Below are 16,976 nucleotides of genomic sequence, written 5' to 3' on the forward strand. Positions count from 1 at the left end.
CCTCTTCTCTTATTTTGCATACACTTCTTCTAAAATTGATGTCGGTACAGGATCTGGCATTGATTCTGCTTCATCCGTTGCTTGATTGATTTCTGCACGAATTTCTTCATCAATTTTGGCAATGTCTTCGTCTGTTAAATAGCCCTCTTCTAATAATTGTTTTTCAAAAAGCTTCACTGCATCGTTCTTTTTCATTTCTTCAATTTCTTCTTTTGAACGATAAACAGATTGATCATCGTCAGCGGAATGAGAAGTCAAGCGAGAAACCATTAATTCAATCAATTTTGGTCCTTTTTTCCCGCGAGCCGCTTTTACTGCTTCTTTAAATGCTAGATAGACTTCAGTAAAATCACTACCATCAACGGTCACACCTTCAAAGCCATAAGCTTTCGCGCGATCGGCCATTCGTTTATTGGCATACTGTTCTTCAATTGGGACAGAAATCGCATATTCATTATTTTCAACAACAAAAATGACTGGTAATTTTTTTACGCCTGCAAAGTTCATAGCTTCTTGGACTTCTCCTTGATTGGCAGAGCCTTCCCCAGTGGTAGTCAATGCAACAAAATCAGCTTTTTGAAGTTGCGCTGCATAACCAACACCTGTCGCTAATGGCATTTGTGTACTTACTGTTGAAGAGAAGGAAACAATATTATGCTCTTTTGAACCATAATGATTCGGCATTTGACGACCATGGGAAGAAGGATCCGCTTCTTTTCCAAAAGAACCCATTAAAATATCTTTGGAGGTCATGCCCCAAACCAAGCACGCGGTCATATCACGATAATACGGTAAAAAATAATCTTTTTGAGGATCAAAAGCCATCGCCATCGCTACTTGTGCAACTTCTGCCCCTTGACCAGAAATATTGAAAGAGGTCTTACCAATCCTTGTTAATTGCCACAACCGTTCGTCTAAACGACGTCCTCGTAGTACTTGACGATATGCCTGAATCAATTCTTCTTTTGATAAACCCGATTTTTTAAGCGTTTTCATTTTCATCAACCTTTCTCTATTTGTGAATCGCTAAGCCATAAGTATCTAAGGCTGCTTCTTGCAATACTTCTGTCATTGTTGGATGCGCATGGATTGCTTCACCAATTTCAATGGGCGAGGCATCTAAATACATGGCAGTACTTGCTTCGGCAATTAAATCCGTGACATGTGGCCCAATCATAGAAACCCCTAATAAATCATCGGTCTTCTTGTCACGAATTACTTCTATAAAGCCATCTGTTTCTCCATAAACAAGTGATTTACCATTACCATTAAAATTAAAGGTGCCAATCACTACTTCTTTATCTTCTGGTAAAGTTTCTCTAGTATAGCCGACACTTGCTATTTCAGGATTTGTATAAACACCTCGAGGCACGTTTGTATAATTTAAAGGTTCCACTGTCTCGCCTAAAAGATGCTGAACAGCTAACTCTCCTTCTTTCATAGCCACATGGGCTAGTTGAAGTGTATCGATACAATCACCAATCGCATAAATATGTCCTTCTGTGGTTTGATAAAATTCATTTACTTCAATGCCTTTGTCAGTATATTTCACTGAGGTATTCTGTAACCCTAACTTATTGATATTGGGTTGACGACCAATTGCTACCATGACTTTGTCAACAGTGAGGCTTTCTTGTCCTGCAACTTCTACTTGAACCTTTTGTCCAGTAACTTTCGCTTCTTGGACTTTGCTACCTAATAAAATGTTAATTCCTCGTTGCTCTAAACGTTTCTTTAATTCTTTAGAAATTGTTGCACTTTCATTTATAAGTAACCGATCCAAAAATTCAATGATAGTTACGTTGACACCTAAACTATTTAATAAAGAAGCCCACTCGACACCAATAACGCCACCACCAATAATTGCAATTGATTCTGGTAGCTCTTCTAATTCAAGCATCCCATCAGAAGATAAGATAAATTCTTCATCCAGTGGCAAATTAGGTAACGTTTTAGGACTAGAGCCTGTCGCAATAATGACATTTTTAGGAACGATAATTTCTTCTTCTCGTGTTGGATCATTAAACGTAACCGCCACTGCGCCAGAGACTGGTGAAAAAATAGAGGGACCTAAAATCGCACCTTCGCCTGCTAAAATTTTGATTTTATTTTTTTTGCATAAGCCTTCAACACCTTTGTGTAACTGCTCAATAATTCCTTCTTTCCGTTGTTGTATTTTAGAAAAATCAATGGACGCTGCCTCTGTTTCAATCCCAAAAGAAGCCGCTTGTTTTAAGGTATCAAAAACCTCTGCGCTTCTTAATAAAGCTTTTGTAGGGATACAGCCTTTGTGCAAACAAGTGCCACCTAATTTGTATTTTTCAACAATTGTGACGTTTAGCCCTTTTTGTGCGGCTCGAATTGCTGCTACATAGCCTCCTGTTCCGCCACCTAAAATCAGTAAATCTGTTTGTTCCGCCATTTTGATCACTCCTGCTCAATTTTTGCTTCACTATAATTTAAAGCTTGTTCTTCCCCTGTTAATACTCGATTGACGCCTTCATATAAAGCAGCCATCTCCATTTCACCTGGGTAAACCTTAATTGGTGCAATCCAAGTGACTTTTTGACTAATTTCTTGAACAACGGTTTGCGAATAGGCTGCGCCCCCTGTTAAAATAATTGCATCAATTGTGCCTTCAAGAACCACGGCCATCTCGCCAATACTTTTTGCGATTTGGTAACACATTCCTTTTAAATAGTAATTTGCTGTTTGATCACCTGCAGCTATTTGTGCTTGGATATGCCGTAAATCTGTTTCACCTAGGTATGATTTAAGGCCGCTATTACCCGCAATTAGCTTTTTCACTTGGCTAATCGTTAACTCCTGTTCAAGTATCCATTGCGCAAATTCAACGAGCGGTAAGGCACCACTGCGTTCTGGCGTATAAGGACCTTCACCATCAAGCCCATTTACCACATCCACCATGCGGCCTTTTTGATGCGCCCCCAAGCTAATGCCCCCACCTAAATGAACAACGATAAAATTGCTTTGCTCATATGTTTTCCCTAAATCCTCAGCGATTTTTCGAGCGACCGCTTTTTGATTTAAGGCGTGACCAACGCTACGCCGCTGAATGCCTTTTAATCCAGAAATCCTGGCTAATGGCTGTAGCTCATCTACAACAACAGGATCGACAATAAAGGCTGGCACGTGATATTTTTCTGCAAACTCATTAGCTAAAATCGCCCCTAAATTTGAAGCATGGGTATTAAAGCGTTCTGTCCGCAAGTCTTCTAGCATTTGTTGATCGACAAGATACGTACCGCCAGGAATAGGCTTAAGCAAACCACCACGCCCCACGACAGCGGCTAATTGTGTGATGTTATGTGTTTCTAAAAATTCCGCGATCATTTGTTTTCGAAATGGTGTTTGACTGACAACATTTTCAAAAGGTGCCAATTCTTGGACGCTATGTCTAAGCGTTTCTTCCGCCAAGCAATCATGATTAGCAAAAAGCGCTAACTTAGTGGAGGTCGAGCCAGGATTAATAACCAATACTGTTTCCATTGTTTTCTGCTCCTTTTTTTAAACTTGTCTCATGGCAAATCTTAATGAATGGAATTTGCTTTCTGTCGAATCGCTTCTAGATGTTAAAACGACTGGGACTTTTGTGCCAACAATCGTTCCTCCCACCTTGGCGTGCCCAAACAAGGTTAATGATTTGTATAAACAATTTCCAACATCAATAGTTGGGACCACTAAAATATCTGCATCCCCCATGATAGGACCGCTGTAACGTTTATGCGCAACCGCTTCTTCAGAGGTCGCTAAATCAAGCGAAAGTGGCCCAAAAACCGTAGCCTCTTGTTGATCATTAAAATGTGCCGTGACTTCTTTTGCTAAAACAGACGAAGGCATTTTAGGATTGAAATTTTCCGCTGCGCTTAACAAAGCAATTTTCGGGTGATGCAGTCCCAATTTTTGGACGACTTCTTTAGCATTTTCAACAATTTCAATGAGGGTCGCTTGAGTGGGAGCGATATTCATCGCACAATCGGTTAACAAGAAGGTTTTTCCTGCAGGCAGCTCCACCATTGCTACATGGGAAAGAATCGGTTTATTTTTTAATTGATGCTCACTTTTCAACATTTCTTTTAGTAATGTGTGGGTCTGAATAATTCCTTTCAATAAAATTTGTGCTTGACCAGTTGCAACTAGACTGACAGCTTCCCGTGCTACCGCGGCCTCATCTGAGCAATGAACATATTTCCAGAGATTTTCAGTATCAAGATTTTCGTTTGTATCAAATACAATAAACTGCAACGGTTGCTCGGCTTCTTTTAGTGCTTTTTTAACTAGCTGTAAAATCTCTGGTTGTGAACCTCCTGCAATTGAAACAGTGATCATTTTCTCACCTCATTTTTTCTTCTTTACACTTTAAATCTACCTCAGTATGTAAGCGCATACAAATTGTTAATTTTTATGTCCTTATTAATATTTTTTATAGAGAAGGAAAAGCTTAGTAAATCAAGCTTTTCTTTCTCTAAACAATTGTTATCTAATTTACTTTTCATGAAAAAACTTCTTTTCTAAGAATGAAAGGAAAACTTATGCTTCGGCACAGCTGTTTATTTATGTCAGATCCTAAAGCATGTTATACTTTAGATACTTATTTTTAGGAGGAATTAAATGGCACTACTACTATTCTTTTTGTTTATCGCCCTACTAGGATTTGGTATATTAAAAATTAATAACCGCAGTATCCTCGGCGGTATCACTCTGGCTTCTGGCACCTTATTGTCATTAGTCACCTTACTATTTATCGGACTAGACAAAATTTATTTACATTTTAAGAATGGCGACCTAATTACTTTGGCCATTGCTTATCTATTAATTCCCGCTGTGTTTATCGGCATTTGCCTTTACTTTATTTTTAACTCACGTACGATGCAAACGAAAGAAGGCAAAAGTGTCACGGCTAAATTGTCTGCTGGCCTAGGGCTGAACTTATTAATTGCTTTACCCGCCTTTCTATATTTATTATCAGTTGGCACAGCGCAAATACCTTATGTGCTTTTTCTGTTCTTACTTTTTCTATTGTTAATGGATCTTTTGCTGACCTTACTATTTGCTGCTTACGTCTTGTATTCATGGATGTACCAAATGATTCCTTTAAAAAAAGCGGTTGATTATATCATTGTTTTAGGTTCGGGAATTCGTAGCGAGGAAGTACCTCCACTTTTGAAGAGTCGGTTAGATAAAGGGATTGAATATTATGAAAAAAATCCCACCGCTAAATTTGTAGTCAGCGGTGGTCAAGGTCCTGACGAACCTGTGGCCGAAGCTTTCGCAATGAAAAAATATTTGCTTTCACAAAATATTCCTGCAGAAGCAATTTTGATGGAGGACCAATCCACAACCACTTATGAAAATATGTTGTTTTCTAAAGCAATAATTCAGGCAGATTGGCAAAAGATGCCGTCTGATTCTAAACAACCCTCTGTTATTTTTTCAACAAATAACTATCATGTCTTACGAGGAGCTATGTATGCCCATCGTGTCGGCTTAAAAGCTGAAGGTGTCGGGGCGCCAACTGCCTTATATTTTTTACCAACTGCTCTAATCCGAGAATACATTGCCTTACTGGTTCATGATAAGCGAATTGTGCTTTTTGTTTTTCTACTTGTCACTCTTCTTTTAGGAATCAGTATCTTACCCATCTAAAAAAACAGCGACTCACATTTTTGTGAGTCGCTGTTTTTATTCTTTTAATATAAAAAGGTTTAATGAACGTAATTGGCTATCAATGCAATCAGCCATAAATGAAGCGGATAGAATCCGTAAAATAAATATTTGAAAAATGGTGCTTTGCTTCCTCTCTCACCATTGTAAAGCGATATAAATGGTAACACAGTGATAAACATAAAATCAGAATTATAAGCTAACATTTCAATTGTCGTTGGCCAATCTCCCAACCATTGAAAACTTGTAACTAAGAAAAAGAGCGCTAATGCACCATATAAACAGTTCCGTAAGACAAGTCTCTTTCTGGCTAAATACGTAATCAACATAAAAGGTAACATCACAATGCCACCTTCAGCAAACATTGCTCCTATTCCTAAAATTGCTAATATACTAATCAATAAAACAATTTTTAAACTGATTTTTGGCATCTCTAGCATCGCTTTTGTCACAATTAACATACTGACACCAAGGGCTAAGGTGAAGAAAATATTGTTGTGAACAGCAACAGCTGGATTATTCACTAAATGATTTAGAAGCGTATTTCCAACAAACATGATTGCTGCCCAAATATACAAACGACCATTGTAACGATAAACATTCCGTGTATAGTTGAACCCTTCTACAGCCATGTAACCAAAAAATACACCGACACAACGAGTAATTACATGAAAAATCAGTGCCCATTCTGGCGGAACAAAATAACTAATATGGTCAAGAACCATTAACCCCATCATCAATAACTTTAAGCGATTTGCGTTCATGAATCGTCTCCTTTATTTTTTCTACAGAAACTATCATATCTTTTTATATAACAGAAAACAACGAACATTCTTGTTAGATTCAACCATTCTTTTTGTCACTTCCGTTAAACTTGGTACCGCAAAGATAAATCTTCAAATAAATAATGTTGGTATTTAAATTGTTCAAAATGAATTTTTCGAATTTCTTGCTTAATGGCTGTTAAGCATTCATCGACCGTCATCAATGATTCTTCTTTCAGAAGCGCCTCTTCTATTAATAATTTGCATTGGCAATCAATCAATAAAAGTTGACTATAGAATGTGTAAAATGTTTCTTTATTTAATTTTTCAATCAAATTTTTAGCTTGATTCTGCAGCTTTTGATAACATTTGGTCAATTTTTGATAATCCATTAAATCAACTAACTGACCTTGTTTTAACATGTTACTAAAGTCTAAATCCCAAAGCATTTCTTTAGTCGGCTGTTGCAATAAATAATACATAGAATGACTACTAATAATTTCAGTGGTCGGTTCTTCAATTGTTTCATAAAAAGTCACAAAATATTCTCGCTCAATCACAGTAATAATTTCTTCTTCTGAAAGCTCACAATCTTCTAAATTTTGATAGAATATCAATAATTTAATCCGCTCATCTATTTTATTCAGCGAAGCGACTAATTCAGGAAAAAGAACCGACTGACAATTCTCTACTAATTCTCTTGCCTTATTTTGTTCATTTTTATAAAAGCTGTATAACTTTTTCCGCTGTTTTAACGAGTTTAGTAAGTTATCGGGTATATTCCAGTAATATTGTTTCTTCATAGCATTCCCACTCTTCTTTTTTATGTACAATTTTACAAAATTGGTCTTAGCCAATTTCGTCTCTAGTTATTCTATCAAAAAAGTGACGCTTTTTTACTGACAATAATTACTCGTTTTACGCCCAAAAAGTGAAAATTCAGCTGTTAAGTAGTTATTGGGGCTTGTTTCCCGCGGGCCGAAAAAACTTTTTCCTTTTAAAAGTCCAGAAAAAGACCTACACTAGATATAGACATATAGACAAACGTTGGAGGGATTTAAATGGATTTACACTTAACGAATAAATTAGCATTAATTACTGGTTCAACCAAAGGAATTGGCAAAGCAATTGCGATTGAAATGGCTCGTGAAGGGACCGATGTCATTATCAATGGGCGCAATGAAGCCGAAGTAATCAAAGTTGTTGAAGAAATACAAACAATGTTTCCAGACACTCATCCTCAAGCAGGAACTGCCGATATTTCCATTGAAAGTCAACGAACTACTTTACTTGAAAAATTCCCTAAAGTCGACATTTTAGTGAACAATATGGGGATTTTTGAGCCAATGGAATACTGGGACATCGATGACGCCACTTGGGAAAAATTTTTTACTGTGAACGTGTTGTCAGGCAATGCATTAGCAAAAGCTTATCTACCTAAAATGCTTGCACAAGATTTTGGTCGCATTATTTTCATTGCTAGCGAAGAAGCGGTGATGCCTTCTGGCGAAATGCCCCAATATAGCATGACAAAAACGATGAATCTTTCCTTAGCTAAAAGTTTATCTAACTTAACTGTTGGCACACATGTCACCGTTAACACGGTTATGCCTGGCTCAACCCTTACCGAAGGTGTAGAAAAAATGTTGGAAGATATGTACGCTGATTCAGACATTCCCAAAGAGGATTGGGAAAAAGATTTCATGAAAAATCATCGTTCTCGTTCACAAATCCAACGGCTCATTCGACCAGAAGAAATTGGTCGTTTTGTTACCTTTGTGGCCAGCCCAGATTCTTCTTCTTTCTCAGGAGAAGCCTTAAGAATCGATGGTGGCTTAGTTCCAACAATCTTCTAAAATAAACAAAAAAGACAGCCAGCAAAAATTCACATTTTTTGCTGGCTGTCTTTTTAAGCATATTAATTGATTACTTACCAAAAGTAAGTTATATTTATCTCGAATTCGAAATAAAAAGAGGTGAAACAATGACCCAACAGCAAGAAGCTTTAAAAGCCTATATCGGTTTATTAAGAACCAGCCATCAACTAGAGCAACTTGCCAAGCAAGATGTCACTTGTTATGACTTAAACATTACAGAATTTTCAGTGTTAGAGCTGTTACTCCATAAAGGTCCTCAGACCATCCAAAAAATTAAGGAGAAAATTTTAATTGCTAGCAGTAGCACCACTTATGTTATTGACCAATTACATAAAAAAGGCTATGTAACGCGCACCCCCAGTGAAAAAGACCGACGCATTACTTACGTCGAATTAACAGAAGCTGGAAAAACATTAATTGAAGAAATTTTTCCGATGCATGCAAAGCGAATTGCAGAAGCATTTGAACAACTCTCTTCCGAAGAATTAACACTTCTTCAAAAAACTTTACGAAAAATAACAAATGAAACGAAATGAGGAAATAATGATGAAAAAAGAAGATCAATTATTAGGAATCCACCACGTTACAGCTATGACAAGTGATGCAGAAAAAAACTATCACTTCTTTACAGACGTTTTAGGGATGCGTTTAGTCAAAAAAACAGTGAATCAAGATGATATCTATACTTACCACACCTATTTTGCCGATGATTTGGGTACACCAGGTACAACCATGACCTTTTTCGATTTTCCCAATAACCCTAAAGGATTAAAAGGAACCAATACAATTTCAAGAACAGGGTTCCGGGTTCCTTCAGATGCAGCTTTGACTTATTATGAAAATCGCTTCAATGAATTTGCTGTCAAACACACAGGTATTTCTGAAGAATTTGGCAAAAAAGTCCTTCGCTTCTGGGATTTTGATGATCAAGCGTATCAATTAATCTCTGATGAATTAAATCAGGGCGTTGCAGCGGGCACCCCTTGGAAAAAAGGACCTGTCCCTACAGAATTTGCGATTTATGGCTTAGGACCTGTCGAAATAGCTATTTCCTATTTTCATGAATTCAAAGAAGTCTTTGAAGAAATTCTAGGCTTTCACGTAGTGGCACAAGAAGGCAATCGCTATTTACTAGAAGTTGGCCAAGGTGGCAATGGTGCCCAAGTCATTTTGGTAGACGATGATACTAGCTCACAAGCGCAACAAGGATATGGTGAAGTACATCACGTTGCATTCCGCCTAGCGGATCGTAAATCACTTGGGACTTGGCAAGCGCTCTTTGATCATTTAGGCTTACAAAACTCTGGCTATGTCGATCGTTATTACTTTGAATCATTGTATGTTCGTATTGGGCATATTTTAGTCGAATTAGCCACCGATGAACCAGGATTTATGGGGGATGAACCTTACGAAACATTAGGAGAAAAGTTATCTCTTGCGCCATTTTTAGAAAACCGTCGTGAGTATATTGAGAGTGTGATCAAGCCTTTCAATACAAAACGAGCCTAAGGAGGAAAAAACATGCATTCAATTTTTAAAAAAGGACATCCTGAAGCACCTGTCTTTGTGCTACTTCACGGTACAGGTGGTGATGAAACATCTCTCCTACCAATTGCCCAAGAACTAAATAAACAAGCTACTGTGCTAAGTATTCGTGGTGATGTTTCAGAAAATGGAATGAATCGTTATTTTAAGCGCCTAGCGGAAGGTCATTATGACTTAGAAGATCTAGAAAAACGCGGCGAGGCGCTTCATAAGTTTATTCAACAAGCCGCTAACGAGCATCAATTTTCATTGGATAAAATTATTTTTATTGGCTATTCAAATGGGGCCAATATCGCTATTCAATTATTGCTTACTCATCCCGATAGTTACCATCAAGCTGTCCTCTATCATCCCATGTTTCCTGTTGAATTGACCAATCAACCAGACTTGACCGACACTTCTGTTTTATTATCTCTAGGAGAGCATGACCCGATTGTTCCACTTCCTGAGAGTATGCGTGTGATTCAACTATTTCAGAATCATGGAGCAACCGTACAAGAGGTTTGGACACAAAGTCATCAATTAACTTATCAAGAAATTAAGGAAACACAAACTTGGTTGGCACATCTGTCCTCTTAACAAAAAAGTGGGTGCTAAGTCGAAATGACTTAGGACCCACTTTTTCTATTTTGAGATAATTCACTGTCTGAGCTTCTTTTTATTCTGCCATTTGAACAACTATTTTACCAACTGCATGGTGCGTTTCACTGAGTGCATGTGCATCATAAATCCCTTGTCTAGAAAAAGGGAAAACTTCACCAATAATTGATTTCACTTTTCCAGCTGCCATCAAATCAGCAATTTTTTGTAATTGTTCTCCATTTGGTTGAAGCCAAATACTTTCAGCAGAAATATTTTTTTCGGCTGCCAATTGTTTATCTTCAATGCCCACAATTGAAACAAGACGACCGGTGTTTGGTTTTAAGACGTCAAAACTATTTTTTTGAACCTCACCCCCCATTGTATCAAAGACCAAATCAACATCAGTTAATACCTCTGCAAAATTCGTTGTATGATAATCAATCACTTCATCTGCACCAATTTTTTTCAGTAAGGCATGATTTTTTGCGCTAGCGGTCGTGATGACATGTGCGCCCGCTTCTTTTGCTAGTTGAATCGCATAAGTACCGACCCCACCTGCACCAGCATGAATTAAAACAGTTTCTCCTTCTTTAAGGTGCCCATGATCAAACAATGCTTGCCAAGCGGTTAAACCAGCCAACGGAACGGCAGCCGCTTCTTCAAAGCTAATTGTTTCAGGGATTTTTGCTAATAAATGATCATCCACAATCGTTACTTCTGCATAGGTCCCAAAACGAGTAGTTTCAGGACGAGCAAAAACTTTATCGCCAACTTGCCAATCCGTTACTTGACTCCCCACCTCTGTAATCACACCAGCGACATCCCAACCAAGAATAATCGGAAAGGACCAATCAAACATCTGTTTTAAATATCCTTCACGCAATTTCCAATCAATCGGATTAATTGATGTCGCGTATTCTTTTACCAACACTTGATGTTCCGATAATTCTGGCAGTGTTACTTCTGCTTCTTCAAGTACCTCTTTACTTCCGTACTGATTAATCACAACAGCTTTCATAAACCAACTTCCTCTCATTTGTTTCATTTTTCACACTTTTAGTATACGCCTATTGCCTTCTTTTTATATAAGAATATGCTTTAGTTAAATTGAGAGAAAGTAGCTGTTTTTAGTCTATTATTCATAACGTAAAGATTCAATTGGATCTAATTTGGCTGCTCTTCGAGCTGGTAAAGTTCCTGCTAAAAAAGCAATAAACATAATAACTAAGATAATCATTAGTGAAGATGGCAATGAAAATTGAATTAATTTAAATCCTGTTAAAGCCTTTAAAAAAGAATCCGTTGCCAAACGATTAACTAAATTTCCAACCCCAACAGCTCCTAAAATGCCTAACATTGAGCCAAAAAAGCCAATTAAAGCCGCCTCAACACTAAAAATTGTAAAGACTTTCCCATTGCTAAGACCCATGGCTTTCATTAAACCAATTTCTCGCGTTCTTTCTTGGACAGACATATATAGCGTGTTAATAATGCCAAAGCTTGCAGCTAACAAGGCAATTGCACCAAACATGGTTAAAACACCAGTGATTGCATTGATTATATTACGAATCATACCAATTTCATCTTCGACAGTAGTCGCTAAATAGCCAGCTTTATCTAAGTCTTTTTTGATGTCCTTAATCTGCTCTGGCGTGCTGTCTTTTTTAACTTCAGCAATAATCATCGCGTATTGATTTTTTAAATGTTCTGGAAGATCTGCTTGATTGATTGAGACAACTTTATCAATCAATGCTTTATTCATCAGCGAGAGCCCATTTTGAATGACACTGGTATTTCTAACGCCAACAATTTTTGCTTCAATAACTTGCTCTTGTCCTTTCAAGGAACTTGAGATACCTAATTGAACTGTTTCTCCCACGGCAGCTTTACTAGATGTATAGCCGAGTGCCTTTACATATTCTGGTGACAAATTAATTTCGAAGTCCTGGCTCGTTTGCGAAACTTTACGGCCAGCCGCTAAATCAATGGTCATCTCATCTAGCGCAGAAGTTGCTGAAAATACATATTTATGCTTATCTGCTCCTTTTATATAATCGATAGCAACGGATTTCATTGGTTCCACTGATGTAATATCCGAGATTTTTTTAATCTTCTCAATATCTTTTTCAGCAAGCATACTTTGTTGTTGAATCGTACTGGTTTTTTTCTCTGGATTATATTTACTTGGTTCTGTTCCGTTACCAACATTCATCTCCATTTTTGGCTGAATAAATAGCTGATTTGCACCACCGACACTGCCGACTTGTTTGTCAATATAATCATTTACACCAATATTGACTCCTGTAGTTAAAGCTATGGTAAATGCTCCAATAAAGATTGCAATAATGGTCAATACGGTTCGGCCTTTATTACGCATTAAATTGGTACTAGCTGATTTTAAAATATCTCTAAATTTCATTTACTCATCTCCTCCTACAATCAAGCCGTCTCGAACATGAACTTGCCGATCACAACGTGCTGCTAAATCTGGATCATGTGTCACAATAATTAAGGTAATTCCTTTATTTTTATTTAAATCAAATAATAATTCTTCAATTTTCTTCCCAGTGGCAGAATCTAAATTTCCTGTAGGTTCGTCCGCAAAAATAATTTGCGGATTATTAACTAAAGCACGCGCTATGCATACCCGTTGTTTTTGACCACCAGATAAATTATTCGCTTTGTTTTGAACTTTATCTTCCAAACCGACTGCTTTTAACGCATCTAAAGCCATCTTTTTCCTCTTGCTACCGGAAATTCCACCAATTTTTAATGGTAAAAGAACATTATTTAAAACTGTATCCTTGGCATTCATAAAGAATTGTTGAAAAACAAAACCAAATTCTTCATTTCTCGTTTTATTCAGCACTTTCTTTCTAATACTAGTAACATTTTTACCATTTAAATAAATATCTCCTGAAGTTGGTTGATCTAACAATGCCAAAATGTGCATAAATGTTGATTTCCCAGAGCCACTTTTACCAATTATGGCCACAGATTCACCTTTTTCAACTTTTAAATCAACACCTTTTAACGCATCAAATTTTGTTTCGTTCTTTCCATAACTTTTTTTAATATTTTTTGCTTCAATTACCGCCATGTTACCCCTCCATTTTTCATTCTTTGTCGTTTACTTATTTACAAAGTTTTTTACTCTTTTCATACTCCTTTCTTCTCTTTCTATTTTGACGGAAGCCCTTTCCTTTGTCATGGTACTTCCGATGTATCTCTCAATTAAAACAATAAGAACATGTTCCAAATTCACCTCATTGAACATGTTCTTATTAATTAGTTATGCATTTACGCGTTTAATTTCACGATGTTTATTCAATAAATAGGCCAAACCAAGATTAATGCCAACAAAGCAACTGATTGTCAGAAGAAGTGGTAGGACCGTAAAACCAGTGGATTGATAACCAACCATTGCTTGCAAGACATGGAGCATTCTCAGGCGCATTGGTGCCCCCCTAATTGTGCAATCGTGCCCAGTAAAATAGGAATCATTAATAACAGCAATAAAACAATGAGTTTTTTTACGCCATCTATCCGATCATTAAAGACACCTGCTAACAAGCCAAGTGAGCCGCTAAGCATTAGTAAGATAAAAAAGAGCAACCACGACATGAAAAAGTTTCCTTGCGCATAGACATCAATTAATTTCATTGATAATTGAAAATGAGAAATGAAATTGCCGCTAAATACTTTAATCAGTACAAGTACAGCCAAGGATCCAACCAAAGATAAAATAGCATTACTTACAAAATTAACCAAAAAAATCGTCCAGCGGGAAAGCCCGTTTTGAATAAACAGTTTAAAATCTGTGTTTACCCCTAAAAATGATAGTATCCCCATAAAAACCAGACAAGGAATTACTGCATCAGAGCTGACAGTGTTCACGTCGTTAGAAAAGAGCAACCCAATAAGAGGAAAAAGAATGCCGAACAAAGCATAAAAGCCAAAATAAATTGCTAAGGAACGGACTTGATAAATAACACGATACCGCAAAGCTGTTTTAAATTTCATTTTACTTTTCCTTCTTTCTATTGGTTAATTGTACAAAATATGTTTGTAAATTTAGCGGCGCAATTTGAACCTCTGCTTTTTCAGTCGGCAAGTCGCCGTACACGTAAGCCGTAACTGCTCCACCTAAAGTGTCCATGCCTAAGATTTCCAATGACTGAGTATAGCGCTCTACTTGTTCTTTCGGCCCAGAAACAATGCGACCGTTTTTCAAAATTGTTTCAATAGATTCTGCGCGAATCAATTTTCCTTGATCAATGATGATAATATCTTCTAATAAATTCGCAATTTCTTCAATCAAATGGGTGGAAATCACAAACGTACGGGAACGTTCTTGGTATGTCTCAATTAAATAAGTATAAAATAATTCCCGATGATTGGCGTCTAAACCTAAGACTGGCTCATCTAAAAAAATATACTCACAGGGGACGGATAGCGCCACTATTAGTTTAGCAATACTCCGATAACCAGTTGATAATTTTTTGAATGTCTTTTTACTATCTAAACCAAAATCGCTTAACATTTGTTCGGCCAAAGACCAGTCAAAGGATCCATAAAAACCTTCAGTCGTTTTAAAAATATCTTTAATTTTTAACTGAGGAGGAAACAAATTATCTTCACTCATTAAGTAAATATGAGTCAAAGCAGCCTCATTATCGGTCACTGTTTCTCCCGCCAATTGAACGGAACCTGAAGTGGCAAAACTTCGATTATTTATGATATTTAATAACGTACTTTTACCAGCCCCGTTTCTGCCTAAGAGCCCATAAATCGTTTCTTTTTCAAAAGTAATTGAAATATTATCTAGTGCTTTTTTTTGATGATATTTTTTACTTACTGATTCCACCCGCAAACTCATGCTTCATACCCTCTTTCAATTAGTTGTTTTAATTGTTCAGCTGTAATCCCTAATTTTTTAGCTTCTGCGACAACTTCTAAGACTTCTTTATTTAAAAATTCTTCTTTCCGTGCACTTCTTACTCTCTCTTGAGCGCCTGGTAAAACAAACATGCCAATCCCCCGTTTCTTTTCAATCAGCTGTCGTTCTACTAATAAATTCATTCCTTTTAAAACGGTGGCTGGATTGATTTGGTAACTTTTTGATATTTCTGTGGTTGAGGGAATTTGTTCGCCTTCTAAGTAAGCGCCATTAAAAATTCCTTCGGCAATCTGATCGGCTACTTGCTGAAATAAAGGCTTTTCCCCCGAAAAATTAAATTCCATTTTTACACCTCGCTTAAACGGTTAACTACTTATGTAACTAACTATATATCTTAGAAATTCTTTTGTCAACAAAAAAACCATTGTTTCCAAAGAAATTTTTCTTTGAAAACAATGGCGATACTTTTGAGTTTATTGAATGGTTTCGTTCTTATAGGGTTCCATTGTATAACAATTCATCGGTTGTTTCGTTGACAATTTTTAAGCGATTTTGTTTTTTTATCAAAATACTTTTATAGGTCGTTCCTGTAGCCTTTTCTTCCATCACAAGAATGCGTTTATACTCATTATCAGTGACTTTCTTAATCGTTGTTTGATTCAAGGACGGAATTTTTTCTTTTAGCGTTTTTTCTTCCGCCAGACCTTTTAAGATTTCTGATTCTGTAGTGGAACTTGTGGATTTACTAGAATCGCTTGATACACCTTCGTTATTAGACGCACTTTCAGATGACTTGCGACTTGATTCGGTTACTTTAGGCTGTGATGATTCACTGGTATTGGTTGAATTCATTTGGGTTTGGGTTTGATTCCCACATGCACCAATTAGCAACCCAACGCCTAAGATAGAGCTTGCTAAAATAGTTTTTCTAATCATTTGCATGACCTCCTACATCTATCATTACTTTAACCTTAACATTTTTCAGCTAAGAGAACAATTTTTCAGATTAGAAAAGACCACTAGTCGTTATTTAAATAAACGAACTAGTGGTCTTACTTATTTAGGAATGATCTTCATATGAGTGAGTGGGTAATAAACAAATTGTGCTTTCCCTAAGATTTGATCTGCATGTATTGCACCAAAAGAACGGCTGTCTTTGGACATACGGCGATTATCACCAAGTACAAAATAGCTATCTTTAGGTAATTTTTCTTGCATTAACAATTCTTTTGAATCAAAATTCGTAGTGTAAGGCATCGTTTCATGATCTTTTTTTCTGTTTTTAGTTAAATAGGGTTCAGCGATTGGCTGATTATTGACATATAATTGATCGTTTTCGTAACGCACAGCTTCTCCTGGTAAACCAATCACACGTTTAATCAGAATCGATCCTGTGTCTGTTTTAAAGACCACCACATCAAACCGTTTAATGGCGGAGAATTTTTCCATCACAATCATATCTCCTTGATTCAAGGTTTTTTGCATGGAATGGCCATCCACCCGAACAGGAATCAGGAAAAATCCTCTTAAAATAAAAACGGCTACGATTGCTGGTACTAAGATTTTCAGAAAGTACATTAAATACCCAACATAATCACGTTTCTTCTTCAACTTCGTGCCACC

At 36.9% G+C, this 16,976-nt stretch carries 18 protein-coding genes and 1 pseudogene; 5 read left to right on the top strand and 14 right to left on the bottom strand.

The features are described from left to right. Positions 1 to 9: 9 nt before the first annotated feature. The 4 genes from IGL93_RS06615 to ptb are packed head-to-tail and all read right to left on the bottom strand — an operon-like array spanning position 10 to position 4,350. Positions 10 to 1,002 (bottom strand): thiamine pyrophosphate-dependent dehydrogenase E1 component subunit alpha, encoded by a 993-nt coding sequence (locus tag IGL93_RS06615; RefSeq protein ID WP_025192685.1) that lies wholly within the window; start codon positions 1,000 to 1,002, stop codon positions 10 to 12. Between the two features lie 10 nt (positions 1,003 to 1,012). Beyond that, on the bottom strand, positions 1,013 to 2,422 hold the full coding sequence (gene lpdA, locus IGL93_RS06620; protein WP_010775863.1) for a dihydrolipoyl dehydrogenase: 1,410 nt from the start codon (positions 2,420 to 2,422) through the stop codon (positions 1,013 to 1,015). Positions 2,423 to 2,427: 5 nt separating this feature from the next. Beyond that, a complete protein-coding gene (gene buk, locus IGL93_RS06625; RefSeq protein WP_002397335.1) occupies positions 2,428 to 3,510 on the bottom strand; it encodes a butyrate kinase in 1,083 nt (360 codons plus the stop codon). An 18-nt stretch (positions 3,511 to 3,528) separates the two neighbouring features. Beyond that, positions 3,529 to 4,350, bottom strand: a complete 822-nt coding sequence (ptb, locus tag IGL93_RS06630) for a branched-chain phosphotransacylase (RefSeq protein ID WP_010775864.1) — start codon at positions 4,348 to 4,350, stop codon at positions 3,529 to 3,531. Positions 4,351 to 4,632: 282 nt separating this feature from the next. Here ptb and IGL93_RS06635 point away from each other — a divergent pair, with 282 nt between their 5' ends. Further along, positions 4,633 to 5,667: a YdcF family protein gene (locus tag IGL93_RS06635; protein WP_010775865.1), complete on the top strand. Its 1,035-nt coding sequence runs from the start codon at positions 4,633 to 4,635 to the stop codon at positions 5,665 to 5,667. 59 nt (positions 5,668 to 5,726) lie between these two features. Here the strand turns inward: IGL93_RS06635 and IGL93_RS06640 are convergent, their stop codons facing one another. Beyond that, entirely contained in the window at positions 5,727 to 6,449 is a 723-nt protein-coding gene (locus IGL93_RS06640) for a TraX family protein (protein WP_002357468.1), read from the bottom strand. A gap of 104 nt (positions 6,450 to 6,553) precedes the next feature. After that, positions 6,554 to 7,306: a DUF7006 family protein gene (locus IGL93_RS06645; RefSeq protein ID WP_002384475.1), complete on the bottom strand. Its 753-nt coding sequence runs from the start codon at positions 7,304 to 7,306 to the stop codon at positions 6,554 to 6,556. A gap of 204 nt (positions 7,307 to 7,510) precedes the next feature. Here IGL93_RS06645 and IGL93_RS06650 point away from each other — a divergent pair, with 204 nt between their 5' ends. The 4 genes from IGL93_RS06650 to IGL93_RS06665 all read left to right on the top strand — a co-directional run bounded on the left by IGL93_RS06650 (position 7,511) and on the right by IGL93_RS06665 (position 10,450). Next, positions 7,511 to 8,305: an SDR family NAD(P)-dependent oxidoreductase gene (locus IGL93_RS06650; protein WP_002360217.1), complete on the top strand. Its 795-nt coding sequence runs from the start codon at positions 7,511 to 7,513 to the stop codon at positions 8,303 to 8,305. 128 nt (positions 8,306 to 8,433) lie between these two features. Beyond that, positions 8,434 to 8,862 (top strand): MarR family winged helix-turn-helix transcriptional regulator, encoded by a 429-nt coding sequence (locus tag IGL93_RS06655; protein WP_002379481.1) that lies wholly within the window; start codon positions 8,434 to 8,436, stop codon positions 8,860 to 8,862. 10 nt (positions 8,863 to 8,872) lie between these two features. After that, on the top strand, positions 8,873 to 9,835 hold the full coding sequence (locus IGL93_RS06660; RefSeq protein ID WP_033596522.1) for a ring-cleaving dioxygenase: 963 nt from the start codon (positions 8,873 to 8,875) through the stop codon (positions 9,833 to 9,835). A gap of 12 nt (positions 9,836 to 9,847) precedes the next feature. After that, on the top strand, positions 9,848 to 10,450 hold the full coding sequence (locus IGL93_RS06665; RefSeq protein WP_002361880.1) for an alpha/beta hydrolase: 603 nt from the start codon (positions 9,848 to 9,850) through the stop codon (positions 10,448 to 10,450). A 79-nt stretch (positions 10,451 to 10,529) separates the two neighbouring features. Here IGL93_RS06665 and IGL93_RS06670 read toward each other — a convergent pair whose 3' ends face one another. The 8 genes and pseudogenes from IGL93_RS06670 to lepB form a co-directional block, all read right to left on the bottom strand. Beyond that, on the bottom strand, positions 10,530 to 11,498 hold the full coding sequence (locus tag IGL93_RS06670) for an NADP-dependent oxidoreductase (RefSeq protein ID WP_002398751.1): 969 nt from the start codon (positions 11,496 to 11,498) through the stop codon (positions 10,530 to 10,532). Between the two features lie 90 nt (positions 11,499 to 11,588). After that, a complete protein-coding gene (locus IGL93_RS06675; RefSeq protein WP_010775867.1) occupies positions 11,589 to 12,872 on the bottom strand; it encodes an ABC transporter permease in 1,284 nt (427 codons plus the stop codon). After that, positions 12,873 to 13,553 (bottom strand): ABC transporter ATP-binding protein, encoded by a 681-nt coding sequence (locus IGL93_RS06680; RefSeq protein ID WP_002357457.1) that lies wholly within the window; start codon positions 13,551 to 13,553, stop codon positions 12,873 to 12,875. 192 nt (positions 13,554 to 13,745) lie between these two features. Further along, a pseudogene (locus tag IGL93_RS06685) lies at positions 13,746 to 14,476 on the bottom strand (hypothetical protein). A gap of 1 nt (position 14,477) precedes the next feature. Beyond that, positions 14,478 to 15,332, bottom strand: a complete 855-nt coding sequence (locus IGL93_RS06690) for an ATP-binding cassette domain-containing protein (RefSeq protein WP_010775868.1) — start codon at positions 15,330 to 15,332, stop codon at positions 14,478 to 14,480. After that, positions 15,329 to 15,697, bottom strand: a complete 369-nt coding sequence (locus tag IGL93_RS06695) for a GntR family transcriptional regulator (protein ID WP_002365712.1) — start codon at positions 15,695 to 15,697, stop codon at positions 15,329 to 15,331. The genes IGL93_RS06690 and IGL93_RS06695 overlap by 4 nt, the downstream gene beginning before the upstream one ends. A 148-nt stretch (positions 15,698 to 15,845) precedes the next feature. Next, a complete protein-coding gene (locus IGL93_RS06700) occupies positions 15,846 to 16,295 on the bottom strand; it encodes a hypothetical protein (protein WP_002357452.1) in 450 nt (149 codons plus the stop codon). A gap of 114 nt (positions 16,296 to 16,409) precedes the next feature. Continuing rightward, positions 16,410 to 16,964 (bottom strand): signal peptidase I, encoded by a 555-nt coding sequence (lepB, locus tag IGL93_RS06705; RefSeq protein WP_002382369.1) that lies wholly within the window; start codon positions 16,962 to 16,964, stop codon positions 16,410 to 16,412. Positions 16,965 to 16,976 lie beyond the last annotated feature (12 nt).

It is taken from the genome of Enterococcus sp. DIV1328a, from assembly GCF_050536905.1.
Taxonomy (GTDB): Bacteria; Bacillota; Bacilli; order Lactobacillales; family Enterococcaceae; genus Enterococcus; species Enterococcus faecalis.

Coding starts and splice junctions, on each gene's coding strand:
- IGL93_RS06640 (WP_002357468.1), bottom strand. CDS start 6,449: ATGAACGCAAATCGCTTAAAGTTATTGATGATGGGGTTAATGGTTCTT.
- IGL93_RS06650 (WP_002360217.1), top strand. CDS start 7,511: ATGGATTTACACTTAACGAATAAATTAGCATTAATTACTGGTTCAACC.
- IGL93_RS06655 (WP_002379481.1), top strand. CDS start 8,434: ATGACCCAACAGCAAGAAGCTTTAAAAGCCTATATCGGTTTATTAAGA.
- ptb (WP_010775864.1), bottom strand. CDS start 4,350: ATGATCACTGTTTCAATTGCAGGAGGTTCACAACCAGAGATTTTACAG.
- IGL93_RS06670 (WP_002398751.1), bottom strand. CDS start 11,498: ATGAAACAAATGAGAGGAAGTTGGTTTATGAAAGCTGTTGTGATTAAT.
- IGL93_RS06680 (WP_002357457.1), bottom strand. CDS start 13,553: ATGGCGGTAATTGAAGCAAAAAATATTAAAAAAAGTTATGGAAAGAAC.
- buk (WP_002397335.1), bottom strand. CDS start 3,510: ATGGAAACAGTATTGGTTATTAATCCTGGCTCGACCTCCACTAAGTTA.
- IGL93_RS06700 (WP_002357452.1), bottom strand. CDS start 16,295: ATGCAAATGATTAGAAAAACTATTTTAGCAAGCTCTATCTTAGGCGTT.
- IGL93_RS06665 (WP_002361880.1), top strand. CDS start 9,848: ATGCATTCAATTTTTAAAAAAGGACATCCTGAAGCACCTGTCTTTGTG.
- IGL93_RS06690 (WP_010775868.1), bottom strand. CDS start 15,332: ATGAGTTTGCGGGTGGAATCAGTAAGTAAAAAATATCATCAAAAAAAA.
- IGL93_RS06635 (WP_010775865.1), top strand. CDS start 4,633: ATGGCACTACTACTATTCTTTTTGTTTATCGCCCTACTAGGATTTGGT.
- IGL93_RS06675 (WP_010775867.1), bottom strand. CDS start 12,872: ATGAAATTTAGAGATATTTTAAAATCAGCTAGTACCAATTTAATGCGT.
- IGL93_RS06660 (WP_033596522.1), top strand. CDS start 8,873: ATGAAAAAAGAAGATCAATTATTAGGAATCCACCACGTTACAGCTATG.
- IGL93_RS06615 (WP_025192685.1), bottom strand. CDS start 1,002: ATGAAAATGAAAACGCTTAAAAAATCGGGTTTATCAAAAGAAGAATTG.
- lpdA (WP_010775863.1), bottom strand. CDS start 2,422: ATGGCGGAACAAACAGATTTACTGATTTTAGGTGGCGGAACAGGAGGC.
- IGL93_RS06695 (WP_002365712.1), bottom strand. CDS start 15,697: ATGGAATTTAATTTTTCGGGGGAAAAGCCTTTATTTCAGCAAGTAGCC.